The organism is Vagococcus hydrophili (assembly GCF_011304195.1).
Taxonomy (GTDB): Bacteria; Bacillota; Bacilli; order Lactobacillales; family Vagococcaceae; genus Vagococcus; species Vagococcus hydrophili.
The window spans coordinates 757,769-784,665 of the sequence record NZ_CP049887.1 but is presented as its reverse complement, the minus strand read 5'-3'; the positions used below and the strand labels follow the sequence as shown (position 1 = coordinate 784,665).

The window sequence follows — 26,897 nt, the reverse complement described above, 5'->3', positions numbered from 1 at the left end:
CGTGGAAGGTGGAGAAAAAGTGTACGAATACATTAAAGGCGTGGTCACTTATGTGAGTCCGTATTATATAGTTATCGAAACAAACAACATTGGGTATCAAATAGCTGTGGCAAATCCGTTTCGCTATTCAGCTCATTTAGAAAAAGAAGTGGTCGTTTATTTACATCAAGTTATCAGAGATGACGCTCATGTCTTATATGGTTTTTCAGACTTAGAAGAAAAACAATTATTCTTAAAATTAATTAGTGTCTCAGGTATTGGACCTAAGAGTGGTTTAGCCATTATGGCTTTAGATGACCATGCTGGATTAGTAAGTGCGATTGAAAATGAAGACGCGAAGTACTTAACTAAATTTCCAGGTGTTGGGAAAAAGACAGCGCAACAAATGGTCTTAGACTTAAAAGGGAAATTAGATGAATTAGAAATCACAGGGGAAGCGAAGCAAGTTTACGCCAAGCAAGATGATTTATTTAGTACGATCGATGATAGTTCCTTAACAGAAGCGATTGAAGCACTGAAAGCATTAGGTTATTCTGAGCGAGAAATCAAACGCATTAAGGTAGAGCTTGAAACAATGACAGGTAAAGCAACGGATGAAATTTTACGCTTTGGTTTGAAATTGTTAATGAAAAAATAGGGAGGATTTGTAATGAACGAAGAAGAAAATCGCTTGGTATCAGCTGATTTAGATGAAGCAGAAGACGGTTTAGAAAAATCATTACGGCCTCAATATTTAGCCCAGTATATCGGTCAAGATAAGGTGAAACGAGAGTTAGATATCTACATTAAAGCCGCTAAACAACGAGAAGAATCTTTGGATCATGTCTTGTTGTATGGTCCACCGGGATTAGGTAAAACAACCATGGCTATGGTAATTGCCAATGAAATGGAAGTTAATATTAAAACAACCAGTGGTCCAGCCATTGAAAAACCGGGTGATTTAGTGGCTATTTTAAATGAGCTAGAACCAGGGGATGTTCTATTTATTGATGAAATTCATCGTTTGCCAAGAGTAGCAGAAGAATTACTTTATTCGGCAATGGAAGATTTTTTTGTGGATATTATAGTGGGGCAAGGTCCAAGTGCCCACCCTGTTCATTTCCCGTTACCCCCCTTTACCTTAGTAGGAGCAACAACTCGGGCAGGAATGTTATCAGCACCTTTAAGGGATCGCTTTGGGATCATTTGTCACATGGAATATTATGAAGACCATGATTTAAAAGAGATTGTCCTGCGTTCTGCGGATATTTTTGCCACAGAAATCAAAGAAACAGGAGCTTTTGAAATTGCTAGACGTTCAAGAGGGACCCCTCGAATCGCCAACCGTTTATTGAAGCGAGTCCGTGATTTTGCTCAAGTTGAAAGTAACGGAAAAATTGATGAATACGTAGCAGATGAAGCTTTGAAAATGTTGCAAGTCGATCACAAGGGCTTAGATTATGTGGATCAAAAAATCTTAACAACGATGATTGAACTTTATAACGGTGGTCCCGTTGGTCTAACAACGATTGCGGTTAATATTAGTGAAGAAACTGAAACTGTTGAGGACATGTATGAGCCTTATTTAATTCAAAAGGGATTTATCAAACGAACACAAAGAGGTCGAGTGGTTACTGAATTTGGTTATGAGCATTTAGGGTATACTTACGAAGAAAAATAAGGAAAAAGAGATTTCAGATGAAAATAACTGAATCTCTTTTTTTAGCGCGTTTTAGAAAACATGAACGCTTTTTCTTTTGGGCTAAAGATGTTAAAATACAACAGGAAGATATAGAAAGGAATAGGTGACTATGACATTACAAACGTCAGATTTTGATTTTCATCTACCAGAAGAACTGATAGCACAAACGCCTTTAAAGGACAGAACGGCGTCTAAATTATTAATTTTAGATAAAAAAACAGGTGAAATACAAGATAAACATTTCGATGATATTTTAGATGAGCTACATCCAGGAGATGCTCTTGTGATGAACAATACTCGTGTTTTACCAGCAAGATTACATGGTGAAAAACCAGAAACAGGCGGTCATTTAGAAGTGTTACTATTAAATAATACTGAAAATGACACGTGGGAAACATTAATCAAACCAGCTAAACGCGCTAAAGTCGGCACAAAAATTTCATTTGGTGATGGTCGACTGAAAGCTGTGGTGAAGGAAGAACTAGAACATGGCGGTCGAATCATCGATTTTACTTATGAGGGTGTCTTTTTAGAAAATCTAGAAGCTTTAGGTGAGATGCCATTACCACCATATATTAAAGAAACGCTGGAAGATCAAGAACGTTATCAAACAGTCTATGCTAAAGAAAACGGCTCAGCGGCAGCCCCTACAGCAGGTCTTCATTTTACAAAAGAGTTAATGGCTAAAATCGAAGCTAAGGGTGTGAAAATTATTTACTTAACGCTACATGTTGGCTTAGGAACGTTTAGACCTGTGAATGTCGAAGATTTAGAAAATCATAACATGCACAGTGAGTTTTATGCCTTATCAGAAGAATCGGCTGAAAGCTTGCGTCAAATTAAAGCAAATGGCGGTCGAATTGTGGCTGTAGGAACAACATCAATTAGAACTTTAGAAACGATTGGAACTAAATTTAATGGTGAGATTAAAGCGGATAGTGGTTGGACTGAAATCTTTATTAAACCGGGTTATAAGTTCAAACTAGTGGATGCTTTTTCAACCAATTTCCACTTGCCAATGTCAACGTTGATCATGTTAGTGAGTGCTTTTTCAACGAGAGACCATGTTTTAAATGCCTATAACCATGCTGTAGCAGAAGAATATCGTTTCTTTAGTTTTGGGGACGCGATGTTTGTAAAATAATAGAAAAGAGGATCACAATGAGCGAACCAGCAATTAAATACAGATTAATCAAAAAAGAAAAACACACTGGCGCAAGATTAGGTGAAATTATTACGCCACATGGAACATTTCCAACGCCAATGTTTATGCCAGTAGGAACATTAGCAACTGTTAAAACAATGGCTCCAGAAGAGTTAAAAGATATGGGTGCAGGAATTATTTTAAGTAATACGTATCATTTATGGTTACGTCCTGGCGAAGATTTAGTGGAAGAAGCAGGCGGCTTACATAAATTTATGAACTGGGATCAAGGGATCTTAACAGATTCAGGCGGTTTCCAAGTTTGGTCATTAAGTGATATGCGCCGTATTGAAGAAGAAGGGGTTCATTTTAGAAACCATTTAAATGGTTCAAAAATGTTTTTATCTCCTGAAAAAGCAATCCAAATTCAAAATAAATTAGGTCCAGATATTATGATGAGTTTTGACGAGTGCCCGCCTTTTGAGCAAAGTCATGACTACGTGAAGAAATCAATCGAGAGAACTTCTCGTTGGGCAGAACGCGGGTTAAATGCGCATGCCAATGCAGATCGTCAAGGGTTATTCGGAATTATACAAGGAGCTGGCTTCCAAGATTTACGTGAGCAAAGTGCTCGTGATTTAGTCAGTTTAGACTTCCCAGGTTATTCTATTGGTGGGTTGTCAGTGGGTGAATCTAAACAAGAAATGAACAAAGTGTTAGAATACACAACACCACTTATTCCAGAGAACAAACCAAGATATTTAATGGGTGTGGGAACTGCCGATTCATTAATTGATGGAGTTATTCGTGGGGTGGATATGTTTGATTGTGTCTTGCCAACACGTATTGCGAGAAATGGAACGTGTATGACGAGTAAAGGCCGTTTAGTTGTGAAAAACGCTAAATTCGCTCGTGACTTCAGACCATTGGATGAAAAATGTGATTGTTACACATGTCGTAATTATTCCCGTGCTTATATTCGTCATTTGATTAAATGTGATGAAACATTCGGTATTCGTTTAACGTCTTATCATAATTTATACTTCTTATTAAATGTGATGAAACAAGTCCGTCAAGCGATTATGGATGACAATTTACTAGAATTCAGACAAGCCTTTTTCGAAGAATATGGATTTAATGAAGAAAATCCGAAGAATTTCTAAAAAATCATAAATTAAACTAGTGTAATCTAATAAAATTTGATAAAGTGGATAGTGACTTATAAAAAGAAAATGAGGTAGATCAAATGCAAGGTGGATTAGGATTTTTATTTCCGTTAATTATTATCGGTGGGATGATGTTTTTCATGACACGTTCTCAAAAGAAACAACAAAATCAACGCCAAGAGCTATTAAATAGCATGAAACTTGGAGACGAAGTTGTGACTATTGGTGGGTTATACGGTGTGGTTCATGAATTAAACACAGACAAAGGAACTGTAACAATTGACTGTGAAGGTATTTATTTAGTGTTTGAACGTGCTGCAATCAAAACTGTAACACCTGCAGCAGCAAGTGCTCCAGCAGCAACAGTTGAAACAGAAGAAGTAACTGAAGTTGTTGAAACTAAAGAAGAAGAAAAAGAAAATCAATAAGATTTTCTTTCAAATTAAAAACAAACGGATTGCTTAGAAAAAGTAGTCCGTTTGTTTTTGTTTTATTGAGATGTTTTTATGGAATCTTTAGTTCAAATTCATATGAGAATTCTGGTTCGTTGTCATATGAAAAGAAAAAAACTAGTTTGTAATTTTCTTTACTATTATTAGCTATGTAGTCTTTTAAAGAAAAGATAGAGGTAGCACCGCTATCAATATATTCTTTAATGGCTACTTTAGGTAAAACTGTTTCTACAGGTAGCCACATGTTTTTCGATTGTGTCATTACTTCTGTTTTAGAAGTTTCCCAAATTAAACGACGACTTGAAGAATTAGTAATGACTATATCAGTAGAATTTTCTTTGGATTGAGTAATTAAAAGTTCTTTGTTTTGATTGTTGAAACTATCAACAGGTGTTTCTACTAAAATCTTGTACATCAATAAGCAAAAGATAAATATAAATAGTGGGAACAAAAGAATTTTTTTCTTCATTTGTTAGTTCCTTTCTTTTTGTTTTTAAAATACGACTTTTATTTATAAAAGAAGTATAAATTTGAAGAGAGGATGAGTCAATCATATTTAATAGTGGGACAATCAGAATCGATCTTTTTTATGAAAATGTGTTTATCAATAAATGTGAAAATAGTATCAATCTTTTAGTTTGATATAAAAAATTAATGGTATGGTTCATGATATAAAGTGTATTTTAACAATAGTTAGAGTTAATTTAAAAATAAAGTGAAAAATGTCACAAAAAAGTATTTACAATTATGAAAAAATGATGTATATTACATTTGTGAAGTAAATAACAAATTATTTCAGGAGGCTATTATGGTAAAGACAAAAGATAAAAAAGTTGAGAAACAAGAAAGTAACGTGGCGCAAGTCATTGATGAATTAGTAGTAAAAGGTAACCAAGCATTAAAAGAAATGAAAGCTTTCGATCAAGAAAAAGTAGATCATATCGTTCATCAAATGGCGATGGCAGCTTTAAATCAACACATGCCTTTAGCAAAAATGGCAGTCGAAGAAACTGGCCGTGGAATTTATGAAGATAAAGCAATTAAAAATATGTTCGCATCTGAAAGTATCTGGAACAGCATTAAATATGATAAAACAGTTGGCGTAATCAACGAAGATAAACAAAAACAAATTATTGAAATTGCTGACCCAGTCGGTGTGGTTTGTGGGGTAACACCAACAACTAACCCAACATCTACAACCATTTTTAAAGCAATGATTTCAATCAAAACACGTAATCCAATCATTTTTGCTTTCCATCCAAGCGCACAAAAATGTTCAGCAGAAGCAGCTCGTATCGTTCGTGATGCAGCCGTTGCAGCTGGCGCACCTGAAAACTGTGTTCAATGGGTTGAGCAACCTTCAATCGAAGGAACAAACACATTAATGAATCATGAAGGCGTGGCAATTGTATTAGCTACAGGTGGTTCTGCAATGGTTAAAGCTGCATATTCTACTGGTAAACCAGCACTTGGCGTAGGACCTGGTAACACACCTGCTTACGTTGAAAAAACAGCAAGAATCAAACGTGCGGTTAACGATTTAATTATTTCAAAATCATTTGATAATGGAATGATTTGTGCCTCAGAACAAGGTGTGATTGTTGATGCTGAAGTTTATGATGCAGTGAAAGCTGAATTTGAAGCACATCAAGTATACATCGTTAAAGCTAATGAATTAGCTAAATTAGAAAAAGCAGTCATGAACGAAGCTAAAACAGCTGTTAACCCAGCAATCGTTGGTCATTCTGCTGTATCTATCGCTAAAGACGCAGGAATTAACGTCCCAGCAGGAACTAAAATTTTAATCGCTGAATTAGAAGATGCGGGTGCTGATTACCCATTATCTCGTGAAAAACTATCTCCAGTTTTAGCAATGTTTAAAGCTAACAGCCGTGAACATGGTTTAGAATTATGTGAAAAAATGTTAAAACTTGGTGGAGAAGGACATACTGCTGTTTTACATTCAGAAGATGAAGATTTACACATTCAATTTGGTTTAAGAATGAATGCTTGTCGTATCTTAATCAACTCACCAGCAGCACAAGGTGGGATTGGTGATATCTACAACGAAATGATTCCTTCATTAACATTAGGTTGTGGATCTTACGGTAAAAACTCAGTATCTAAAAACGTAACAGCAATTAACTTAATCAACACAAAAACTGTAACAAAACGGAGAAATAATATGCAATGGTTTAAACTTCCAGAAAAAATTTATTTTGAATTAAATTCAATCCAATATTTAGAAAAAATGGAAAACATTGAACGTGCATTCATCGTCTGTGACCCTGGAATGGTTCAATTTGGTTATACTCAAAAAGTAATTGATGAGTTAAACAAACGTAACAACAAAGTGACTTATGAAATCTTCTCAGATGTTGAACCTAACCCTTCAACAAACACTGTTTATGCAGGAACTGAAATGATTAATAAATTCAAACCAGATACAATCATTGCTATCGGTGGTGGATCTGCAATTGATGCCGCTAAAGGTATGTGGTTATTCTACGAACACCCAGATACAGAATTCTTTGGCGCTAAACAAAAATTCTTAGATATTAGAAAACGTACGTACAAAATTCAATCAGCTAAAAAATCTCAAATGGTTTGTATTCCAACAACATCTGGTACAGGTGCTGAAGTAACACCATTTGCCGTAATTACTGATAGTGAAACACACGTGAAATACCCATTAGCAGATTACGCTTTAACACCAAACGTGGCAATTATTGACCCACAATTTGTAATGAGTGTACCAGCTGGAGTAACTGCAGATACAGGGATGGACGTATTAACTCACGCTTTAGAATCATATGTTTCAGTAATGGCATCTGACTATACTCGTGGATTAAGTTTACAAGCAATCAGATTAGTCTTTGATAACTTAGAAGATTCAGTGAAAAACCCTAACTTAGAAAACAGAGAAAAAATGCACAATGCTTCAACAATGGCTGGTATGGCATTTGCGAATGCTTTCCTAGGTATATGTCACTCAATCGCTCATAAAATTGGTGGAGAATACGGTATTCCTCACGGACGTACAAATGCGATTCTTTTACCTCATATTATCCGTTACAATGCGAAAGATCCTTCAAAACATGCATTGTTCCCTAAATATGATTACTTTAGAGCGGACACAGACTACGCTGACGTAGCTCGTTTCTTAGGTCTTAAAGGAAACACAACTGCTGAATTAGTAGAAGCTTTAGCAACAGAAGTAGATGAATTAGGAAAACGTGTTGGAATTGACATGAACCTTAAAGCACAAGGATTGTCTCAAGAAACATTAGACAACACAGTAGATCGTATGGCTGAGCTTGCTTATGAAGATCAATGTACAACTGCTAACCCTAAAGAACCATTAATTAGCGAATTAAAACAAATTATTATTGATTCATATAATGCATAATCATTTGTGATATTTAAACACCTCTTAATTGTTTCCTGTGGGTCAGGGAATGATTATAGGTGTTTTTTTATTTATTTATAATAACCGATTAATAGGATGGTATTGTTTGGAAAGTTGGACAATTAAGGGATAATCATATATAATTTAAAGATTGTTAATAAGAAAAATTAAAAATAAAAACTAATATAAATGAATTAATAAATTCTATAATGAGAGAAGGAATTGGTGTGTGCGGAATAGTTGGATTTATTGATACCAAGTCAGTAGAATCAAAAAATGAAATAATAGAAAATATGATGGCAACTATTGCCCATAGAGGTCCAAATAGTTCTGGTAGTCATGTTGATACACAAGCAGCTTTAGGTTTTAGACGGTTGAGTATTGTCGATTTAGAGGGTGGTTCTCAACCTATCTATAATGAAGATAAGACGATGGTTATCACGTTTAATGGAGAAATATATAACCATTCAGAATTAAGAGCGGATTTAAAAAGAAAAGGTCATATATTTACAACCCATGCTGATACAGAAGTATTACTTCATGGTTACGAAGAATACGGAGTTGAATTATTACAAAAAATTAGAGGCATGTTTGCTTTTGTCATTTGGAATACAGAAACTAATGAATTGTTTGGAGCTAGAGACCATTTTGGAATAAAACCACTTTACTACACAGAGATGAATGGTAGTTTTATCTATGGGTCAGAAATTAAAAGCTTTTTGCAACATCCAGGTTTTAAAAAAGAATTAAATACAGAAGCTTTACGTCCTTTTATGACATTTCAATATTCAGCATTAGATGAAACTTTCTTTAAAAACGTTTATCGTATTAAAGAAGGTCATTTCTTTACGTATAAAAATGGTTTATTAGAAATCAAGCAATATTGGGATGTTAAAGATAATGAAAAGAAAATGTCTTTATCAGAGACAGTGGATTTAATTGATAAAAGTGTCCAAGAATCAATCGATATTCATAAAAACGCTGATGTTGAAGTTGGTTCATTTTTATCTTCAGGAGTAGATTCAAGCTATGTAGCAAGTGTTTTACGCCCCGATAAAACGTATTCTATTGGTTTTGGTGATAAGACGTTTAATGAGTCAGTGGAGGCTAAGGCGTTGACTGATATGATTGGATTGAACAATGAGTCGCGTATCATAGAAGGGGAAGAGTCATTCAAAAATTTTCCTCTTATTCAGTATCATCTAGACGAACCGGATTCAAATCCATCTTGTGTTCCTTTATTTTTCCTATCAGAGTTAGCAAGTCGTGATGTTAGAGTTGTTATGAGCGGTGAAGGTGCGGATGAATTGTTTGGTGGCTATCAAACATATGGATTCTATACTAAATCAAAATTCATTAGAAAAACAACCAGTTTACTTAAAAAATTACCTGAAAAAGCAAGATACTCTTTAGCAGGTTTTATTAAAGAAAAACAATTCCCTGGTAGCTTACATATGTATTCTAACTTAGCACCAGCTGAAGAATGCTTTATTGGTAACGCGAAAGTCTTTGAAGAAAAAGAAGCATTAGAGTATTTGACAAGTGAGTATTCTAAGTCACCAAGTGTCTCAGACATTGTGAACAAACAATACAAAAAAGTAAGTCGATTATCTGAACTTAAGAAGAAAAAATATTTAGATTTTCATCAATGGATGCCAAAAGATATTTTATTAAAAGCTGATAAATTATCAATGGCTCATTCTTTAGAATTACGTGTGCCATTACTTGATATTGAGTTGATGAGAGTCTCAGAGCAAGTACCTGAAAAATATATGATTAATTCTGAAAATACTAAATATGCTTTTCGTCAAGCCGCAGGAAGACATCTTCCTGAAGAGTGGTCGAATAGAGAAAAATTAGGCTTCCCAGTACCAATTAAAGATTGGTTACGTGAAGAACGTTATTACCAACATGTAAGAGAATTATTTTCTAATGAATGGGTAAAAGAATTTTTTGATCAAGACAAAATTATTCAATTGCTAGATGATAACTATGAAGAAAAAGTGGATGAACGTCGTAAAATTTGGACTATTTTCACTTTCTTAACTTGGTATAATGTTTACTTTATCAATGATGGTCACAAACCAGAAGTATCAGAGTTAACAGATTAATAATTATTTGGAAAGGAAAAAAACGATGAAATTTTTACCTATTATTTTAGGAACAGATGTTAATGCATATGGAATTGCTCGTTCAATCCACATGGCATATGGAATTAAAAGTTTATGTGTTGGTCAAGGCAAATTACCAATGACTAACCATTCTAAGATTGTTGACATAGAAGTGGTTAATGATTTAGCTAATCCATCTGTTTTTTCAACAGCTATGATACCACTATTAAAGAATAAATTAGAAGCTTATGACAAACTAATTTTATTTGCGGCAAGCGACGGTTATGCTGAATTAGTGATTGATAACCAAGAGGAGTTATCTAAATATTGTCGGTTACCTTTTGTAAAAAAAGAATTGAAAGAACAATTAATTTTAAAAGAAGATTTTTATGATTTATGTGAGAAATTAGAGTTACCTTATCCAAAAACAATGAAAGTAACTAAAGACAACTATCGAGAAATCGAAGTACCTTTTACTTATCCTGTGGTTGTTAAACCAAGTAATAGTGTGACATATGCTTTAGCAGAATTTAAAGATAAGAAAAAAGCCTATATTTTAAATAGTGAAGAAGAAGTTACGGAAACTTTATTTAATATCTTTACTTCTGGATATGGCGACACGATGTTAATGCAAGATTTTATTCCTGGTCCTGATAGTAACATGCGTGTCTTAAATGCTTATGTTGGATCAAACAGTAAAGTCCACTCGATGTGTTTAGGACATCCTTTTTTAGAAGATGTTACACCAACACTAGTAGGAAATTATGTGGCGATTAAAAGTATTTTTGATGCTGATATTTATGAAACATATACTCGTTTTTTAGAAGGAATCAGTTATACAGGGTTTGCTAATTTTGATATGAAGTACGACGAGCGTGATCAGACATTTAAAATTTTTGAGATTAACTTGCGACCGGGACGAAGCAGTTTTTATTCGACGTTAGCTGGGTGTAATTTAATTGAAGAAGCGATTAAAGATTTAGTTGAAGAAATAAAAGTTGAAGAAGCATTTTTAAGTAGAGAAGAAAAACTATGGTTAGGTGTTCCAAAAGAAGTAGTGCTAACTTATACAGAGGATGATACATGTAAACAAGTAGCCAAAGAGATGATTGATAGAGATGACTATGGTTATACTTTATTTTATGATCAAGATAAATCTATTGTTAGAAATTTAAGTATGAAAAAATACTATCAATCCTATGTGGAACGTTATGAAAAATGGTTTAAAAAGAAGGGACGATAGAAAATGGCATTAGTCAATTTAGCTAATCCTGAAGAAATAAAAAGATATGAGGATTTTATTTTAAATAGTCCATATACCGCAACAACACAGGATATGGCATGGGCGCAAGTAAAAAACAATTGGGAACCTTTTTATATTTATCTAGAAAAAGAAGATGAGATAATAGCAGCAATGTCAATTTTAACGGTGGCTTCTGTAGGTGAAAAAAAAATAGCTTATGCAACAAGAGGTCCTGTCTGTGATGTTAACAATATCCAATTAGTCACAGAGTTATATGATGAGGCAGAAAAACAATTATCAAATGAGAATATTTTCTTGCTTAGAACAGATCCAGAAGTTTTTTATAATCAAGAATTATCTGATGCATATAAAGCTGCAGGGTTTAAAGTACGTAACAAAGATATTAACCCTCATTCAACAATTCAGCCACGTTTAAATATGAGGTTAGATACGGAAAATAAGACAGAAGAAGAATTACTCTCAGAATTTCATTCTAAAACACGTTACAATATACGTTTAGCGAAAAGAAAAGGAATTGAGGTTCATTCTTCTAGAAGTTTAGAAGATTTGAAGGCTTTTTATGATACTCATGTAATCATGAGTGAACGTCAAGGTATTAGTTACCGTCCGTACGAGTATTTTGAACGAGTGCTAAAAGCTTATGGTGATAACGCCAAAGTGTTTATTGCTACATTTGAAGGAGAAGTATTGGCAGGTGCATTATGCTTAAGTTATGGTAATGTTACTTGGTATATGTATGGTGGTTCTAATAATCTACACCGTAATAAGATGCCTAATTATTTAATGCAGTGGGAAATGATTAAATGGGGACTAGAAAGAGGAACTAAGTATTACGATTTTGGTGGTATTTTTGAAATGAATGAAGAAGATGGTTTATATAAGTTTAAACGTGGTTTTGTTGGTAGTGATAAGGCAACAGAATTTATTGGTGAAATTGATCGAGTATATGATGAAGAATCGTATTATATTTTTTTAAATGAATAATTAAAAAGTGGGGGAAATAAATTCTCCACTTTTTTGATATAAAAATTAATAAAGAGTTAATGAATTTTACCAGCTATCTTCTAGTGATTTCAAGTAAATAATGTTAGAATAAACGTTATGTGTATCTAAAATTCAAGACTTTTGTCGAGGTGGAAATGTGAAAAAATTTAATTCAAGTAGAAATATTATTATTGCGCTAACAATTGTCATTATTGTTGTCTTTTTAATTGGTTTTAGTGCCATGCAGCGAGATAATAAAAAGCAAAGTTTACCAGGTCAATCTCAAACTAATGGTGTCATTGCAAGCATTGATCGAGTAGTTAAAGCACCATTTATAGGTGTCGAAAATGGGGTTAAATCGATTAATAATTTATTTAATACCTATACAGAAAATGATAATCTAAAGAAAAAAATAGATCATACAGCGTCCCTTGAAGCGGAAGTTGCTAATTTAAAAAAAGAGAATGAAAAATTAAGAGGTCAATTAGAATTAAATGCGACGTTATCAAATTATGAAGTAGTGAACGCTGGAGTGATTAATCGTTCCCCAGATAGTTGGCAAGATGTATTAATCATTGATAAAGGTAAAAAAGATGGTATTGAAGTCAACATGGCGGTCATGGGCGATAAAGGATTGATTGGTCGTGTCATTATTGCAGAAAATAATAGTTCAAAAGTAGAACTCTTAACAACGATTAATCAAAATACGAACCACTTTCCTGTGATGTTGCAAGGTGAGGGAGATAAGATGATTTACGGTTTAATGGAAGGCTACAATAATAAAACTCACACATTAGTCGTGTCTCAGTTAACTTCAACAGAAGGCTTAAAAGAAGGAACCCCTGTTACGACTTCTGGTTTAGGTAACAATTCTCCTAAAGGATTATTAGTAGGGAATATTAAAGAAATTAAGAAGAATAAAACAGGGCTAGATGCAGAAGTGTTAGTAACGCCTGTATCAGATATGTACGATGTGAATTCTGTGACGGTTGTTAAACGATTAGCGGGTACAGAGTAATGATGCAAAAAAGAAAGTATCTATCCTATACCTTACCGCTTATTTTCTTTTTTATGATGCTTATAGATGGGCATGTAAGTAGTTCACTTCTATCAGCTTTTTCAGTGCCAATGGATTTTACAAGTAATCTATTGTTGATGTTTTTGATGTTTGCAACGTTCCAAATGGAAAAAACCTATCTAGTGATTTGGTCAAGTGTCATCGGACTACTTTATGATTCTTATTTTTATAATGTGATTGGGATCAATTTGATTTTGTTTCCAATACTAGTCATCTTAATTTATAGTTTATTCGAGCATGTTTATCCAAATACATTTACGATTATTTTGAGTTTCATTGTTTTTGTTACAGCCATTTCAGTGGGCAGAGTGTTCTTATTAGTGCTATTTAAGTTAACAAGTACCACTATTTTAGATTTTTTTGCAAGAACATTAGCACCAACTCTGTGCTTGAATATCATACTGATAGCAGTGTTAGTAGTGCCTTTAAAGAGTATGTTTAATGTTAAAAAATAAATGTTATGTGGATTGAAATATGTTTGTAACATTTCTATTATATGACTGACATGTCTCTATGCTACAATTCATTTATCGTTAAATTTAAATATTAAATAAAACTTAAAAAATATAAGAAATTACAAATTACACGGGGGACTATTAAATTGAAAAAGAAGATTTTATCTACATTATTAACAAGTACAATGATCTTATCAGCAACAGCTCTTCCATTAATGGCTAGCGCTGACTCAGTTGATCAAAAGATTGCATCACAAGACAAAAAAATTAGTGACTTACAAGGAAAAGAAGCTTCAGCATCATCACAATTAGCTTCAATCCAAAGTAACATTACTTCAATCAAAGACCAAGCAGATGCTTTACAAGCTAAACAAGCAGAGTTAAACACTGAAATTGGTTCATTAAATGGTGAAGTTAAAGATTTAGAAAAACGCATCGAAAAACGTGATGCTTCTATTAAAGAACAAGCTCGTTCAGTTCAAGTTGACTCAGGAAGCTCAAACGTTGTTGATTTAGTTTTAAACGCTGATTCAGTATCAGACGCTGTAACTAAAGTAATGGCAGCTTCTAAATTAGTTGGAGCTAACAATGACATGATGCAACAACAAAAAGAAGACAAACAAGCTGTAGAAGATAAAAAAGTTGAAACAGAAGAAAAAGCATCTGAAGTACAAGCTAATGCAGTTGTATTAGAACAGAAAAAAGGTGAACTAGTTGCTCAAGAGTTAACTCAACAAGTAGCAGTTAGTGAAATCGCAGCTGAAAAAGAAACTGAACAAGGAAAAAAAGATCAGTTCTTAAACGAAAAAGCAGAAGCAGAAGCTAAACTTGCAGCTGAAAAAGCGGCAGCAGAAGCAGCAGCTAAGGCAGCGGCAGAAGCAGAAAAACAAGCAGCTAAAGAAACTGTAGCTCCAGTAGCACCAACAACTGAAGTTAAAACAGAAACTAGTACTGAAGCACCAGCTTCAAACAATGGTGGAGCAACAACTCCAGCTGAAACAAATACTAATACAAACAACAACAATAATAATAACAATGGTGGACAACAAACAACACCACCTAAACAACCAGCTGAAACTCCAGCACCTCCTGCTTCATCAAATGGTAGTGCAGTAGTAGCAGAAGCTTACAAACATATTGGTAAACCTTATGTTTGGGGAGCTAAAGGACCAGATTCATTTGACTGTTCAGGATTTACATCTTATGTTTATCGTGTCGCAGCAGGAAGAGAAATTGGTGGATGGACAGTACCACAAGAAAGTGCTGGCGCTCAAATTTCACTTAGCCAATTACAACCTGGAGATTTAGTATTCTGGGGAGCTAGAGGCGCAACTCATCACGTTGGTATTTATGTAGGTGGCGGACAATACATCCACGCACCACAACCAGGTGAAAACGTAACTGTACAAAGCATGGCTTATTGGTCACCAGACTTTGGAGTACGCATGTAATTAAAATTTTAAAGGCTGACTTGAAAAAGTTAGTCTTTTTTTTTATGGAGAATAAAAAAATGAGGAAAAGATTGAGATTAATAAAACAAGTTTCAGTGAAAGTAGCTTCTAAGTAAGGAACTAGTAATAATCAAACTTAGGAGCGAAAACAATGGAAAATAATCATTATAAAAATTGGTCGGAAGTAAAATATTTAGAGGATATTATCACGAATCCTTTGATTAGAGTTGGAAAAAAATCTTATTATTCAGGTTTTTATGAGAATTCAAATTTTGAAAATGGGTGTGTTAGGTATCTATGGGGAGATGAAACGACGAGAGATTTGTTTCATCCAGAAAAGGATTTTGGTTGGGAACTTGATAAATTAATTATTGGAAACTATGTTTGTATCGCAAGTGGGGTAACTATTTTATTAGGTGGGAATCATAACCATCATCCAGATTGGCTAACAGTTTATCCTTTTGAAGAAGGGATAAAGGATTCCTTTGAAAAAAGAGGAGACACGGTAATTAACAGTGATGCATGGATTGGTATGGGAGCGACAATTATGCCGGGTGTAACCATTGGTGAGGGAGCCATAGTTGCGACTGGTTCAATGGTTGTCAAAGATGTTCAGCCTTATACAATTGTAGGTGGAAATCCAGCGAAAGTCATCAAGAAGAGATTTGACGAAGCGACAATTGGAAAATTACTTGAAATACGCTGGTTTGATTGGAAAGAATCAGAAGTAAAACCAGTAATCCCTCTTTTATTAAGCAATCAAATAGATCAGTTATATACTTACTATCAAGATAATATAAAATAAAAAAATGAAAAACCTGAAATCACGAAGAGTTACTTCGAATGTGATTTCAGGTTTTTTCTACATATATTGTTCTGTAATTGTCATAAACTCTTCGATATCTTTTTTAATAATATCAATTCCGTCTTGCCAAAAATCTGGTTTAGTCAAATCAACACCAAGATGTTTTTGAGCTAGCTCTTCTGTCGTCATTGATGCTGTATCACGTAATAGTGAAATATACTCATCTTCAAATGAAGAACCTTGTTTTTGAGCGTGAGCGTAAATTCCTAAACTGAATAAGTAGCCAAATGTATAAGGGAAGTTATAGAAAGGCACATCATCAATAAAGAAGTGTAGTTTACTTGCCCAGAAATGAGGATGGTATGAACTTAGAGAGTCACAATAAGATTCTTTTTGTGCATCCAACATCAATTCAGTCATTTCTTCATCAGTTAACACATTTTTCTTGCGAGCTTTATGTAAATTATTTTCAAAGATAAAACGGGTATGAATATTCATAAACATTGCAATCGCGTTTTGCATTTTAACATCAATTAAATTAATTTTTTCTTCGTTTGTTTTAGCTTGTTTTAGAGTCGCGTCCGCTACGATTAATTCAGCGAAAGTACTAGCCGTTTCAGCAACGTTCATCGCATAATCTTGACTCATTACAGGCAAATCCCACATCACATGAGAGTGATAAGCGTGACCTAATTCGTGAGCTAAAGTAGAGACTTCATTGATTGATTCACCGTATGTCATGAAAATACGAGATTCTTTGTTTTCTGGAAGACTTGTACAATAGCCGCCAGGACGTTTTCCGGGGCGGTCTTCTGCTTCAATCCAGCTCTTATCAAAAGCAACTTGAGCAAAATCAGCCATTTTAGGACTAAATTTATTAAAGTTTTCTACGATGAATTCAGCCGCTTCATCAAATGTGTAACGTTTTTCTTCAAATTCACCTAAAATGATCGGTGCATCTTGATCTTGCCATTCCATTTTCTCTTTGCCTAGTAATTGTGCTTTACGAGTTAAGAAATCAACAAATGGTTGTTTGTTATTTGAAATAGCTCCCCACATCGCGTTTAATGTTTCTTCTTTCATACGGTTGTATTCTAAAGGAACTTGCAAGTGGTTAGTGATTCCGTGTAACTCGTTAGCTTTTAATCTAAAGCCGTCTAAGTGATTTAATGTGTCAGCAAAAAGTGGTGCTTTTTCAGACCAAGCTTTTTCCCATTTTTCAAATAACTCAGCACGAACAGCACTATCAGCGTCTCCCATCATTTTATTGAAGGCTTGACCAGCTGAGAGCATGACTTCTGTGCCATCTTTCTCAGTAAATGGAATCGTAATTTGAGTAACTAATGTGTCGTAATGAGTGCTCCACGCATTGAAACCATCTGTTGAAAGTTGGTTAATAATATTTTCTTCATTTTCGCTAAGTAATCTTTTCCCGTGTTCACGAGTTTCATTTAAAATAAACGCTACACCTTGTTTTTTTAAAACGGCAACTTTTTCTAATTTAGCCCATAATTCATCAGACATAGCTGTTAATTTTTTAGTCAAGATAACATTGGCATTTTCAAAGTCAGTTGATTTATTGTAAAGGCTAGCTAACATAGTACCGGCTTTTTTATTAGTTACATCAGCTGATTGAATGGCATTAACAAAACTAATTGTTTGCCCAAAACCATTTGTTACAGCTTCTTGAATCGTAATGATGTTAGTAAAATCAGCAAATTCAGGTGCGTCATCTTCAACTGACCAGTTGTTAATTGACGCAGTGTAATCTAAAATTTGTTGATCTAAAAGTGTTAATCTTGCTGCTAACTCAGGTGAATCCACGCCACCTTTAAATAATGAATCTAAATCCCATGTAATTGAATATTTCATACAATAAAACTCTCCCTTCGTGTATTATTACCATTATACACGAAACTAAATTTATTCATAAATAATTTGATAATTTGTATCAGACAAGGTACGATAAATAAGATTATGAGGAGTGACTTTATGCAGAAAAATTTAAAAAATGGAAATATCTATTTAATAGTAGCGTTTGTGATGATGGGAATTCTTTTTTATAGTTCCTCTCAAACCTATGAACAACAAAGTAGCATCCCAGTATTAGAAAAAATATTGAAAAATGAGCCGTTTAAAGAAGCATTATCCGGTGTTTCTTTTATGTATGGTGATTCACCGGTCAGTATTAAAGACAGCGGCTATTTTAAGTTTGTGGAATTCTTTATTAGAAAAGCAGCCCACTTTGGAACGTACTTTATTTTAGGTAGCAGCCTGTTTATGGCGCTTATTCCACGAATAAAACATCTTGGACTAGCCCTTTTATATGCTTGGTTAGCCGCAACAGGTTATGCAGCATTAGATGAGTTTCATCAAATGTTAACAGGTGGTCGTAGCCCGATGTTTGAAGATGTGGTGTTGGATAGCTCAGGTGCTTTATTTGCTTGTTTAATTTGTATCTTTTTCTTTTGGTTCTCAAACAGAAAGAAACCTAAGAAAAGGAAGTAAACGCTTTTTTTATCTAGGCAATATGTTAGAATGCAAGTAGACATATTATTTAGAGAGAAGGTTTTTTTACATGGCAGGACATTCAAAATGGAATAATATCAAGGGGAGAAAAGGGGCACAAGATGCTAAGCGTGGTAAGTTGTTTCAAAAACTATCACGAGAAATCTATGTAGCTGCTAAAAATGGTGGCTCTGATCCTACGTCTAACCCTGGTCTTCGTTTAGCACTAGATAAAGCTAAAATTGCAAACATGCCAAATGATAATGTGGATCGAGCGATTAAAAAAGCAACCTCAGCTGGCGAGGGTGAAAATTATGATGAGATTGTTTACGAAGGATACGGTCCAGCAGGTGTAGCCATTTTAGTTCATACACTGACTGATAATAAAAACAGAACATCAACTAATGTGCGTGTTGCTTTTAATAAAAATGGCGGTTCCCTTGGCGAGACGGGCTCTGTTGCGTATATGTTTGACCGCAAAGGCTACCTAGTTATTCTGCGTGAAGACTTAGATGTTGATGAAGATACGATGCTAATGAGTGTGCTAGAAGCTGGTGGAGAGGAACTAGAAACAAGTGAAGAAGTATTCGAAATTTATACAGAACCGAGTGACTTTCCAAGTGTGCGTGATGCTTTAGCAGAAGAAGGGTACACATTTGCTCAAGCAGAATTGACAATGGTCCCACAGGTTGTCACAGAGTTATCAGAAGAACACCAAGATATTCTTCAAACAATTGTAGAGGTTTTGGAAGATGATGATGATGTATCTGATGTTTACACATCGGCTAATATTTAATTATAGGAAAAAGAGGCTAATTACAAATTTTGTATTTAGTCTCTTTTTTTCGTTCAAGTCTGAGAATTTACCGAATATTTAATATGAAAAGGGGTGAGAGATGTCAGTTAAGAAAAAGGCACATCGTTTACTGAAAAAAGGCTTCAAATTAAGTGCTAGTGATCTCTATATTTCCCCAAATTATCAAGGATATGAGTTGTCCTTTCGTTGTCACCATGAAGTAATGTTTCATCAACAAGTTACATTAGAAGAAGGGGAGAAATTAATTCTTTATTTGAAGTATCTTGCAGGAATGGATGTCTCAGAAAAAAGAAAAACGCAAGTGGGCAGTGCGAGTATAAAAATTGAAGAAAACTCTCATAGAATCAGATTATCTAGCGTGGCTGATTTTAAAAATAGAGAGACATTGGTGATTCGTTTTTTACAAAATAAGCAAGAAATTACACAACTAGATTTTATTTTTACGGAACAACTAAAATTACTTGAGCAACTGGTATGTATTCCTGGTTTGTACTTGTTTTCTGGTCCTACAGGTGCGGGGAAATCTACAAGTATGTACTATTTAGCCAATTATTTAAATAAGCACAGTGACAAACAGATTATTACGATTGAAGATCCTGTTGAAATTGAAAATCACGATTTTTTACAATTTCAAGTGAACGAGAAGATAGATTTGACGTATCAAGAACTGATTAAAGTGTGTTTAAGACACCGACCAGATATTTTAATTATTGGAGAAATTAGAGATCATGAGACGGCGAAAATGGTGATTCGAGCCGCACTAACAGGACACATGGTCTTTTCTACGATCCATTCTCAGGATAAGGAAGGTGTCTTGATTCGATTAAAAGATTTAGGGATTCCAGAAGTGGAAATGAATCAGAGTTTAAGAGGGATTGTGTACCAAGAACTGTTACCTGTTTTAAGGGAAAGTAAGTATGAGGTGTTATATGATATGTCGATTAATGGGGTGGTAACTAATTGGGAAGAAAATCTTGAAAAAGCCTATCAAAAAAAAATTATCTCAAAAGAAGTTCTTCAATTCTCCAAAAAAGAGTTTTAGTCGAAAAGAAAAACATGTCTTTTTAAATCTATTAGCCGAATTATTAGATAATGGTTTCACGTTGGAGAGAAGTTTAAATTTTATGGCAACCGTGCTCCCTAAAAAGAAACAAGAAATAAAAAACATGGAGCGGGCTTTGTTGAAAGGAAAGAGATTGAATAAATGTTTGAAAGAGTTGAAATTGACTCCTTCTCAACAAGCCCAATTAAGTTTTTCCGAAGTTCATGGTGATTTAGTGGGAACCTTAAACCGCCTTTCAAAACACTTAGAAGATCAGGAGAAACAGCGTCAACATTTGCAGAAAGTAGTCAGTTATCCCGTATTGTTATTACTTTTTCTATTCGGAATGGTACTGGGAATGAAGTGGTATATTTTACCTCAATTAGGTGATTTATATGAAAGTGACAATGGTGTAAATATCGGTTTAATTTTAATTAATCAAAGCCCAAAAATTATTTTAGTTTCACTAGTGTTAATGGGCATGGGTTACTTAATTTTGAAATCCTATTTAGGTAAGAAAACAGAGATAGGTAAAGCGAATTGGCTGTGTCAATTGCCTGTCGTAAAAACCTTTTTAATTCATTACTACACTTCTTTATTTGCGACTGAGTGGGGAAAGTTATTAACACAGGGAATGGAGTTTCGAGAAGTTGTTTTAGTTATGAATAAAAAAGGCTATACACCACTCATGAGGGAGATGGCAGTAGCGATTGAAAAGCAAATCGAAAAAGGTCAACCGATTAATCAGACGATTATGAAATGGCAATTTTTAAGGCCGGAACTGAATTTAATTATTTTACAAGGGGAAGTAAAAGGGGATTTAGGGAAAGAGCTACTTATTTATGGTAATCGTGAATGGGAGGCATTGATTGAATTATCAGAAAAACGAATGGCTTTCTTACAACCCATTATGTTTTTACTAATCGCTGTTTTGATTGTCTCGATTTACGGAGCGTTACTTCTACCAATTTATAGTGGAATGGGGGATTTTAGTTGAGGAAGCTGAAAAAGACTAACGATGAAGGATTTACGTTGTTGGAGATGTTGATAGTGATGTTTGTTATTGCCGTTTTAATCGTTTTGTTTGTGCCTAATTTGATGAAGCAAACGGGGAAAATTAGTAGTGATGGTGATATTGCTTTAGAGAAAGTAATTGAAGCTCAGAGTGAGATGTATTTTTTAGAAAATAATAAACGACCTGAAACAACTCAACAATTAGTAGATGGAAAATATATCTCAAAAGAGCAAAAGAAAAAAGCAGATGAATTAAGTATTGAGGTTAAATAATGAAAACATCATCTTATGAAGGTTTTACTTTAATCGAATGTCTCTTAGTATTACTAATTATGGGGATATTTATTACTATACCTGTTATTGGTATTCAGAAATGGCGAGAAAAAAATAAAGTTGAAATGTTTTTAAGCCAGGTAGAAAGGAAGATTCAAGAAACGCATCAAAGCGCGATTGTTGCAGGGTTAAATACTAAAGTGAGTCCGGAATCTAGTAAGCAATCTATAAAATTTGAAAATTATTTTAGAGGAACGAAAAAATATGATTATTTATATGTTGAAAAACCACTTGTATTAAAAAGTACAGAAACAATTGAATTTAAAGGTGAAAGTGGAAATATTAAAGAAATTCAAGGAATTCGTTTTGTGGATGAATCCAGAAACCATGAAATTAAATATAGTTTTCAATTAGGAAGTGGTAAGGTCATTCGATATGAAAAAGATCTCTAATAATGATGGGTATTTACTTCTTGAGTGTATGGTTGCAATGTTTATTATTGTGACTTCTATATTATTTTTAATGTCAACTATGATTTTTTTGTTGGAAGAAGTTAGAGATAAGCAAAAAGAACTTGAAGTGGCGACACAAGCTTATGAAATGGCAGCTTTTAAACAAAATGGCTTAGTTGATGAAACACTAATTAGAAAAAAAGCGATTGATAATAATATTTTAATAAAAGAATGGAATAAAAAAAGTATAAGAATCGAGAGTGAAGAAGTATTGTTAGAAATCAAGAGAAAATAGAAAATCAGGGATTTACTTTAATAGAATGTTTAATATCTTTAGTTATTCTAATGGGGTTACTACTATTTTTGAATCCTTTTTTAGTAACCATTACACGAATGGAAAATCACATAAAGAATGATGATTACTTAGAACTTCAAATAGGTAAGATTCAAATGGAAAAAGAGATGATGTCGACAAGCTTTATTAAAGTAGAAGAGAATAAAGTATATTATGATGGTAAAGATAATGAAACAATTATTTTTGAACAATATAAACAAATGATAAGAAAAACAAGTAGTGTTCACGGGCATCAACCGATTATTACGGGTGTTAAAGATGTTCAGTTTATTGATGAAATAGGCTGGATTAAAATGGAGGTCATAACCCTTGGAGAGGAGAGTTATTGCTATTTTTTCTTTTATTAGAAATAAGGATGGTGGGATATTACTTCCTGTCTTAGCTATATTAGTGATGTTTACAACGATGACTCTATATGTACTTCAAGATTATTCAGTAAGAAGAAAAATGTTAGTTAGTACGCAAGACTTCTACCTAGCAAAATCCATCGAAGAAATGGCGATTTTAGAGTTTAAAGAGGATATGAAACAGGGTGAAAAACTGTTTCAGTATAATATCGGAACAGTTGATATTTCATATGACAAAGAAAAGAAGAATCATAAAATTACGACAAGTTTAAATAATCAGTACAAACGAACAACAAATAGAACAATAAAAGAGTAAAGGTAAGAAATCACAGTATTCTTGCCTTTTTTATATGGACTTTTCCTTGTATTATTCGCATTTTTTAGTTAGAATAAAGCAGTGAAACATAAATAGTTAACACTAACGAAAGAGGTGGATGTGTTGTCTCAAACTGATGTTGAAAAAGGCTTTCAGTATTTGCTTGAATCAGTAGAACTGTTACAGGATGCGCTAGATACTTCTTTTTTTGATGCATACATCGAAAATAGCGAGAACCGAATGGATGGTCAAAAAGTTCGCGTGATTGATGGTGTGCCAAATAAAGATGCGGTGGAAAAAATTGAAACCCTCTACAATGCTATTGAGCAGCTAGAATTAACTCAAGAAGATCGTCGTAAAATTACGCAATTGGTCTTACTGAAAGGTTCTATGAAAGATGGTATTCAAGCGAATCACCAATTAACGCCTGATGGTATCGGCTTTTTATTTGTCTATATCTTAGAACAACTAGCTGGTAAGACAAAAGAGACATCTCTTTTGGATATTTCAGTTGGAATGGGAAATTTACTTTATACCATCATTTCTAATCTTAATGTGGCAGGAATCAAGGCAACAGGATACGGTGTAGATGTGGATGATACCTTATTAAATGTGGCTGCAGTCAACCAAGCATGGTTAGATATCAATGCCCAGTTATTCCATCAAGATAGTATTGATCCCTTATTAGTTGATCCAGTGGATTTTGCAATTGCTGATTTACCGATTGGGTTTTATCCAGTCGATGAAAAAGCAAAAATTTTTACAGTAGCAGCAAGTGAAGGGCATACTTATGCTCATCATTTACTAATGGAAAAAGCAATGGATCATGTAAAAAGTAATGGCTTTGGTATCTTTTTAGTACCAAGCAATTTATTAGAAACAGAGCAAGCCCCTCTTTTAACTAAATGGTTACAAGAAAAAGTGTATTTGCAGTCTGTTCTTAAATTGCCAGATTCACTATTTAGTCAAAAAGGAATCAGTAAATCGATTTTTATTGTTCAAAATAGAGGAGAAGCAGCTGTACAGGCTAAAGAAGTTTTATTAGCAGAGTTGCCATCACTTAAGGATAATAAAGCAGTGTTAACATTTATCAATTCCTTCAGTACTTGGCGTCAAACAAATATAAAATAAAAAGGAGAAACAAACATGTCAAAAACAATTGCAATCAATGCAGGTAGTTCAAGTTTAAAATGGCAATTATATACAATGCCAGAAGAAATCGTCGTAGCTCAAGGGATCGTAGAAAGAATCGGCTTAAATGATTCAATCTTTACAATCAAACATGGCGAAGGTCAAAAATATGAAGTAATCAAAGATATCGAAAACCACGAAATCGCTGTTAACATGTTATTAGAACAATTAACAGAATTAAACATCATCGATTCATTTGAAGAAATTACAGGAGCTGGACATCGTATTGTGGCCGGTGGTGAGCACTTCAAAGAATCAGCAATCATTGATGACGAAGCATTAAAATTAATCGATGATTTAGCTGAATTTGCACCACTTCATAACCCAGCTGAAGCACAAGTTATCCGTGTCTTCCAAAAAGTTTTACCACATACATTAAACGTTGGTGTCTTTGATACATCATTCCATACAACTATGCCAGCTGTTAACTATTTATACAGTATTCCAAAAGAATATTATGATAAATTCTCAGCTCGTAAATATGGCGCTCACGGAACAAGTCACCGTTATGTTTCTGAAAGAGCTGCTGATATGTTAGGTAAACCACTAGCAGAAACAAAAATCATCACTTGTCACTTAGGTAATGGTGCTTCTATTACTGCCGTTGATGGTGGTAAATCAGTAGATACATCAATGGGATTCACTCCATTAGCAGGTTTAACAATGGGAACTCGTTCAGGGGACATTGATGCTTCAATCTTGCCATACTTAATGGAAAAATTAAACATTACTGACATTAAAGAAATGATCAATATTTTAAATAAAGAATCAGGACTTTTAGGTTTATCAGGTATTTCAAGTGATATGCGTGATTTATTATCTTCAGATAAAGAAGATGCTAAATTAGCAATCGAAATCTTTGCTGACCGCGTTCGTAAATATATCGGAAGTTACGTAAGTGTTATGAACGGTGTGGATGCGATTGTCTTTACAGCTGGTATCGGTGAAAACTCAATTGAAATCCGCGAAAAAATCATGGAAGGTTTAACTTGGTTTGGTTGTGAAATCGATAAAGAGAAAAACAACATCCGTGGTGAAGAACGTGTCATCTCAACAGACGACTCAAGCGTTAAAATTCTATTAATCCCAACAGATGAAGAATTAATGATCTGTCGCGACGTAGAAGCTTTAAAAAAATAATTTATATAAACAAATGATATCTATTTTAGGTATCGTTTGTTTTTTTTTATGTGATATAATTATTTTATTAGAAAGAGGTGAGTAAAATGTCTGAAAAGAAACTGAAGTCCGAGAAAATTAGAGAAAAAAATGACGAACTACGTAAAAAAGGAAAAGACCCATTAAAAGGAAGTACACCATTAGTAGATAGCGGTTTTGGTACTGGTGGTAGTCATAACGCTGGTCGTGGAGTAGACAGCATGGGAGCTGGAATTGAAGATCAAAAAAATAGTCGAAGGAAATAAAGAAATGCTTAAAATAATAAAAAGAAAGAACTGATACTCACTTGATGAAAGAAGAGAGTATCAGTTCTTTTGGTTTATTTTTCTTTTTTTAGTAGTTTGTTTTGGATATCAGTTCTAACAATTAAAACATCACAGTGCGCATGACGAGAAACATAACTTGAAACAGAACCAATCAAGATTCGTTCCATGGCGTTCAAACCAGTTGCTCCAAGCATAATTAAATCGATGTGATATTCTTTTTGAAGTCGTTGGGTAATGATTGTTTTAGGTGCCCCGTACTCAATTAGACAGTGAACATCAGTTACACCGTGTTCATTTGCGTAATCAGCGTATTTATCTAAAGTTTCTCTAGCGACTTTAGCAGCATCTTCAGCAAGAGATTCATCGAAACTTGAAACAGATTCAAAAGCTCTAATATCAATGATATGAGCAATATACAAAACAGAATTATTTCGTTTTGCAACATGGACTGCTTTTTTAAATGCTTGCTCAGATCCGTCAGAACCATCGACCGCAACTAAGATATTTTTGTATTCTTTTAACATAGGAAACACCCTTTCTGTTTAATGCTTATTTCATTTTTTTTGCTAACTGAACTGAGAAAAAACCAGAAATAATTAAAACAATCGCGACAAAAAATAGTGCGGCGGTTTGTGTTGCTAAAAAAATACCTAGAAGTAGACCAAGTACTCCAAGAATTAAATAGCTTGATGAAAAACCAATTAAATTTTGGTGATTCTCTGTTGAAAACAGCACTTCTAATTTGGTGATATTTTGTTTAACATACCAACCAATAAAGAGCAGTAGTACAGCAAAAATAATAAGTATTACTTTAATCAATTATATCACAATCCAATCTGAAAATAGTATTTAGTTTTTTTACATCAACCAATTAAAAAAGCTGATCCACCAAATGGACCAGCCTAAAATTTAAAATAAAAAATATCCGTCGATGCCGTTTTATGCTCGTTATGGTTGAACCCGCGGTATATGCAGGTGGGAATTATTTGTATAATCGCAAACTACCAAATGATAAGGCTTGTTTTTGACAATATCGTTGTTTAACTCCCAAGGTATTATTAATTGTTAGCTCAACACTAAAGTGAACACGACGCACATTACAGATATCTATAAACATATCTTAACACAAGATTTTTA

At 33.9% G+C, this 26,897-nt stretch carries 29 protein-coding genes and 1 other RNA gene; 25 read left to right on the top strand and 5 right to left on the bottom strand.

What is annotated here, in order from left to right:
* Window positions 1-19: 19 nt before the first annotated feature.
* From ruvA to yajC, 5 genes are all read left to right on the top strand, one after another.
* Window positions 20-637: a Holliday junction branch migration protein RuvA gene (gene ruvA, locus G7082_RS03810; protein ID WP_166033896.1), complete on the top strand. Its 618-nt coding sequence runs from the start codon at window positions 20-22 to the stop codon at window positions 635-637.
* A 12-nt stretch (window positions 638-649) separates the two neighbouring features.
* On the top strand, window positions 650-1,660 hold the full coding sequence (gene ruvB / locus G7082_RS03805; protein WP_166033895.1) for a Holliday junction branch migration DNA helicase RuvB: 1,011 nt from the start codon (window positions 650-652) through the stop codon (window positions 1,658-1,660).
* A 130-nt stretch (window positions 1,661-1,790) separates the two neighbouring features.
* Window positions 1,791-2,825, top strand: coding sequence for a tRNA preQ1(34) S-adenosylmethionine ribosyltransferase-isomerase QueA (queA, locus tag G7082_RS03800; RefSeq protein ID WP_166033894.1), 1,035 nt, complete (start codon window positions 1,791-1,793; stop codon window positions 2,823-2,825).
* Window positions 2,826-2,842: 17 nt separating this feature from the next.
* Window positions 2,843-3,988 carry a tRNA guanosine(34) transglycosylase Tgt gene (gene tgt, locus G7082_RS03795; RefSeq protein WP_166033893.1) on the top strand — a complete coding sequence of 382 codons (1,146 nt, stop codon included), beginning with the start codon at window positions 2,843-2,845 and terminating at the stop codon, window positions 3,986-3,988.
* Window positions 3,989-4,071: 83 nt separating this feature from the next.
* The gene (gene yajC / locus G7082_RS03790) at window positions 4,072-4,419 is read left to right on the top strand and encodes a preprotein translocase subunit YajC (RefSeq protein ID WP_166033892.1); all 348 of its coding nucleotides are present in this window, start codon (window positions 4,072-4,074) and stop codon (window positions 4,417-4,419) included.
* Window positions 4,420-4,495: 76 nt separating this feature from the next.
* On the opposite strand, the gene G7082_RS03785 is transcribed toward yajC, so the two are convergent.
* Entirely contained in the window at window positions 4,496-4,912 is a 417-nt protein-coding gene (locus G7082_RS03785) for a hypothetical protein (RefSeq protein WP_166033891.1), read from the bottom strand.
* A 339-nt stretch (window positions 4,913-5,251) separates the two neighbouring features.
* On the opposite strand from G7082_RS03785, the gene adhE reads away from it, so the two are divergent.
* The 8 genes from adhE to G7082_RS03745 all read left to right on the top strand — a co-directional run bounded on the left by adhE (window position 5,252) and on the right by G7082_RS03745 (window position 16,000).
* On the top strand, window positions 5,252-7,852 hold the full coding sequence (gene adhE / locus G7082_RS03780) for a bifunctional acetaldehyde-CoA/alcohol dehydrogenase (protein ID WP_166033890.1): 2,601 nt from the start codon (window positions 5,252-5,254) through the stop codon (window positions 7,850-7,852).
* A gap of 227 nt (window positions 7,853-8,079) precedes the next feature.
* A complete protein-coding gene (gene asnB / locus G7082_RS03775) occupies window positions 8,080-9,963 on the top strand; it encodes an asparagine synthase (glutamine-hydrolyzing) (RefSeq protein WP_166033889.1) in 1,884 nt (627 codons plus the stop codon).
* Window positions 9,964-9,988: 25 nt separating this feature from the next.
* On the top strand, window positions 9,989-11,206 hold the full coding sequence (locus G7082_RS03770; protein WP_166033888.1) for a carboxylate--amine ligase: 1,218 nt from the start codon (window positions 9,989-9,991) through the stop codon (window positions 11,204-11,206).
* Window positions 11,207-11,209: 3 nt separating this feature from the next.
* Window positions 11,210-12,211, top strand: a complete 1,002-nt coding sequence (locus G7082_RS03765) for a lipid II:glycine glycyltransferase FemX (RefSeq protein ID WP_166033887.1) — start codon at window positions 11,210-11,212, stop codon at window positions 12,209-12,211.
* A gap of 157 nt (window positions 12,212-12,368) precedes the next feature.
* Entirely contained in the window at window positions 12,369-13,229 is an 861-nt protein-coding gene (gene mreC / locus G7082_RS03760; RefSeq protein ID WP_166033886.1) for a rod shape-determining protein MreC, read from the top strand.
* Window positions 13,229-13,744 (top strand): rod shape-determining protein MreD, encoded by a 516-nt coding sequence (gene mreD, locus G7082_RS03755; protein ID WP_166033885.1) that lies wholly within the window; start codon window positions 13,229-13,231, stop codon window positions 13,742-13,744. The genes mreC and mreD overlap by 1 nt, the downstream gene beginning before the upstream one ends.
* Window positions 13,745-13,890: 146 nt before the next feature.
* The gene (locus G7082_RS03750; RefSeq protein ID WP_166033884.1) at window positions 13,891-15,195 is read left to right on the top strand and encodes a C40 family peptidase; all 1,305 of its coding nucleotides are present in this window, start codon (window positions 13,891-13,893) and stop codon (window positions 15,193-15,195) included.
* Window positions 15,196-15,346: 151 nt separating this feature from the next.
* Window positions 15,347-16,000, top strand: coding sequence for a CatB-related O-acetyltransferase (locus tag G7082_RS03745; protein WP_166033883.1), 654 nt, complete (start codon window positions 15,347-15,349; stop codon window positions 15,998-16,000).
* A 57-nt stretch (window positions 16,001-16,057) separates the two neighbouring features.
* Here the strand turns inward: G7082_RS03745 and G7082_RS03740 are convergent, their stop codons facing one another.
* On the bottom strand, window positions 16,058-17,872 hold the full coding sequence (locus tag G7082_RS03740) for a M3 family oligoendopeptidase (protein ID WP_166033882.1): 1,815 nt from the start codon (window positions 17,870-17,872) through the stop codon (window positions 16,058-16,060).
* 120 nt (window positions 17,873-17,992) lie between these two features.
* Between G7082_RS03740 and G7082_RS03735 the strand changes: the two genes are divergently transcribed.
* From G7082_RS03735 to G7082_RS03675, 12 genes are all read left to right on the top strand, one after another.
* A complete protein-coding gene (locus G7082_RS03735; RefSeq protein ID WP_166033881.1) occupies window positions 17,993-18,508 on the top strand; it encodes a VanZ family protein in 516 nt (171 codons plus the stop codon).
* A 70-nt stretch (window positions 18,509-18,578) separates the two neighbouring features.
* The gene (locus G7082_RS03730; protein WP_166033880.1) at window positions 18,579-19,304 is read left to right on the top strand and encodes a YebC/PmpR family DNA-binding transcriptional regulator; all 726 of its coding nucleotides are present in this window, start codon (window positions 18,579-18,581) and stop codon (window positions 19,302-19,304) included.
* Window positions 19,305-19,404: 100 nt separating this feature from the next.
* The gene (gene comGA, locus G7082_RS03725) at window positions 19,405-20,367 is read left to right on the top strand and encodes a competence type IV pilus ATPase ComGA (RefSeq protein WP_166033879.1); all 963 of its coding nucleotides are present in this window, start codon (window positions 19,405-19,407) and stop codon (window positions 20,365-20,367) included.
* On the top strand, window positions 20,300-21,364 hold the full coding sequence (gene comGB, locus G7082_RS03720) for a competence type IV pilus assembly protein ComGB (RefSeq protein WP_166033878.1): 1,065 nt from the start codon (window positions 20,300-20,302) through the stop codon (window positions 21,362-21,364). Before comGA ends, comGB begins: the two co-directional genes overlap by 68 nt.
* Window positions 21,361-21,654, top strand: a complete 294-nt coding sequence (gene comGC / locus G7082_RS03715; protein WP_238842691.1) for a competence type IV pilus major pilin ComGC — start codon at window positions 21,361-21,363, stop codon at window positions 21,652-21,654. The genes comGB and comGC overlap by 4 nt, the downstream gene beginning before the upstream one ends.
* A complete protein-coding gene (comGD, locus tag G7082_RS03710) occupies window positions 21,654-22,106 on the top strand; it encodes a competence type IV pilus minor pilin ComGD (protein WP_166033877.1) in 453 nt (150 codons plus the stop codon). The genes comGC and comGD overlap by 1 nt, the downstream gene beginning before the upstream one ends.
* Complete coding sequence (locus tag G7082_RS03705) at window positions 22,090-22,401, top strand: hypothetical protein (RefSeq protein WP_166033876.1); 312 nt, start codon at window positions 22,090-22,092, stop codon at window positions 22,399-22,401. Before comGD ends, G7082_RS03705 begins: the two co-directional genes overlap by 17 nt.
* The gene (gene comGF, locus G7082_RS03695) at window positions 22,377-22,808 is read left to right on the top strand and encodes a competence type IV pilus minor pilin ComGF (protein WP_420825024.1); all 432 of its coding nucleotides are present in this window, start codon (window positions 22,377-22,379) and stop codon (window positions 22,806-22,808) included. The genes G7082_RS03705 and comGF overlap by 25 nt, the downstream gene beginning before the upstream one ends.
* Window positions 22,771-23,124 carry a competence type IV pilus minor pilin ComGG gene (gene comGG / locus G7082_RS03690; protein ID WP_166033874.1) on the top strand — a complete coding sequence of 118 codons (354 nt, stop codon included), beginning with the start codon at window positions 22,771-22,773 and terminating at the stop codon, window positions 23,122-23,124. Before comGF ends, comGG begins: the two co-directional genes overlap by 38 nt.
* 123 nt (window positions 23,125-23,247) lie before the next feature.
* Window positions 23,248-24,255, top strand: coding sequence for a class I SAM-dependent methyltransferase (locus G7082_RS03685; RefSeq protein ID WP_166033873.1), 1,008 nt, complete (start codon window positions 23,248-23,250; stop codon window positions 24,253-24,255).
* 15 nt (window positions 24,256-24,270) lie between these two features.
* A complete protein-coding gene (locus tag G7082_RS03680; protein ID WP_166033872.1) occupies window positions 24,271-25,455 on the top strand; it encodes an acetate/propionate family kinase in 1,185 nt (394 codons plus the stop codon).
* Window positions 25,456-25,541: 86 nt separating this feature from the next.
* Entirely contained in the window at window positions 25,542-25,739 is a 198-nt protein-coding gene (locus G7082_RS03675; protein WP_166033871.1) for a hypothetical protein, read from the top strand.
* Window positions 25,740-25,813: 74 nt separating this feature from the next.
* Here G7082_RS03675 and G7082_RS03670 read toward each other — a convergent pair whose 3' ends face one another.
* From G7082_RS03670 to ssrS, 3 genes are all read right to left on the bottom strand, one after another.
* The gene (locus tag G7082_RS03670) at window positions 25,814-26,284 is read right to left on the bottom strand and encodes a universal stress protein (protein WP_166033870.1); all 471 of its coding nucleotides are present in this window, start codon (window positions 26,282-26,284) and stop codon (window positions 25,814-25,816) included.
* Window positions 26,285-26,309: 25 nt separating this feature from the next.
* Window positions 26,310-26,579 (bottom strand): hypothetical protein, encoded by a 270-nt coding sequence (locus tag G7082_RS03665; RefSeq protein ID WP_166033869.1) that lies wholly within the window; start codon window positions 26,577-26,579, stop codon window positions 26,310-26,312.
* A 99-nt stretch (window positions 26,580-26,678) separates the two neighbouring features.
* A non-coding RNA gene (gene ssrS, locus G7082_RS03660) (6S RNA) lies at window positions 26,679-26,869 on the bottom strand.
* Window positions 26,870-26,897 lie beyond the last annotated feature (28 nt).

Coding starts and splice junctions, on each gene's coding strand:
- G7082_RS03765 (WP_166033887.1), top strand. CDS start 11,210: ATGGCATTAGTCAATTTAGCTAATCCTGAAGAAATAAAAAGATATGAG.
- G7082_RS03730 (WP_166033880.1), top strand. CDS start 18,579: ATGGCAGGACATTCAAAATGGAATAATATCAAGGGGAGAAAAGGGGCA.
- G7082_RS03705 (WP_166033876.1), top strand. CDS start 22,090: ATGAAAAAGATCTCTAATAATGATGGGTATTTACTTCTTGAGTGTATG.
- G7082_RS03680 (WP_166033872.1), top strand. CDS start 24,271: ATGTCAAAAACAATTGCAATCAATGCAGGTAGTTCAAGTTTAAAATGG.
- yajC (WP_166033892.1), top strand. CDS start 4,072: ATGCAAGGTGGATTAGGATTTTTATTTCCGTTAATTATTATCGGTGGG.
- G7082_RS03740 (WP_166033882.1), bottom strand. CDS start 17,872: ATGAAATATTCAATTACATGGGATTTAGATTCATTATTTAAAGGTGGC.
- ruvB (WP_166033895.1), top strand. CDS start 650: ATGAACGAAGAAGAAAATCGCTTGGTATCAGCTGATTTAGATGAAGCA.
- comGD (WP_166033877.1), top strand. CDS start 21,654: ATGAAAACATCATCTTATGAAGGTTTTACTTTAATCGAATGTCTCTTA.
- tgt (WP_166033893.1), top strand. CDS start 2,843: ATGAGCGAACCAGCAATTAAATACAGATTAATCAAAAAAGAAAAACAC.
- comGA (WP_166033879.1), top strand. CDS start 19,405: ATGTCAGTTAAGAAAAAGGCACATCGTTTACTGAAAAAAGGCTTCAAA.
- mreD (WP_166033885.1), top strand. CDS start 13,229: ATGATGCAAAAAAGAAAGTATCTATCCTATACCTTACCGCTTATTTTC.
- G7082_RS03770 (WP_166033888.1), top strand. CDS start 9,989: ATGAAATTTTTACCTATTATTTTAGGAACAGATGTTAATGCATATGGA.
- G7082_RS03675 (WP_166033871.1), top strand. CDS start 25,542: ATGTCTGAAAAGAAACTGAAGTCCGAGAAAATTAGAGAAAAAAATGAC.
- adhE (WP_166033890.1), top strand. CDS start 5,252: ATGGTAAAGACAAAAGATAAAAAAGTTGAGAAACAAGAAAGTAACGTG.
- queA (WP_166033894.1), top strand. CDS start 1,791: ATGACATTACAAACGTCAGATTTTGATTTTCATCTACCAGAAGAACTG.
- G7082_RS03745 (WP_166033883.1), top strand. CDS start 15,347: ATGGAAAATAATCATTATAAAAATTGGTCGGAAGTAAAATATTTAGAG.
- G7082_RS03670 (WP_166033870.1), bottom strand. CDS start 26,284: ATGTTAAAAGAATACAAAAATATCTTAGTTGCGGTCGATGGTTCTGAC.
- G7082_RS03785 (WP_166033891.1), bottom strand. CDS start 4,912: ATGAAGAAAAAAATTCTTTTGTTCCCACTATTTATATTTATCTTTTGC.
- G7082_RS03735 (WP_166033881.1), top strand. CDS start 17,993: ATGCAGAAAAATTTAAAAAATGGAAATATCTATTTAATAGTAGCGTTT.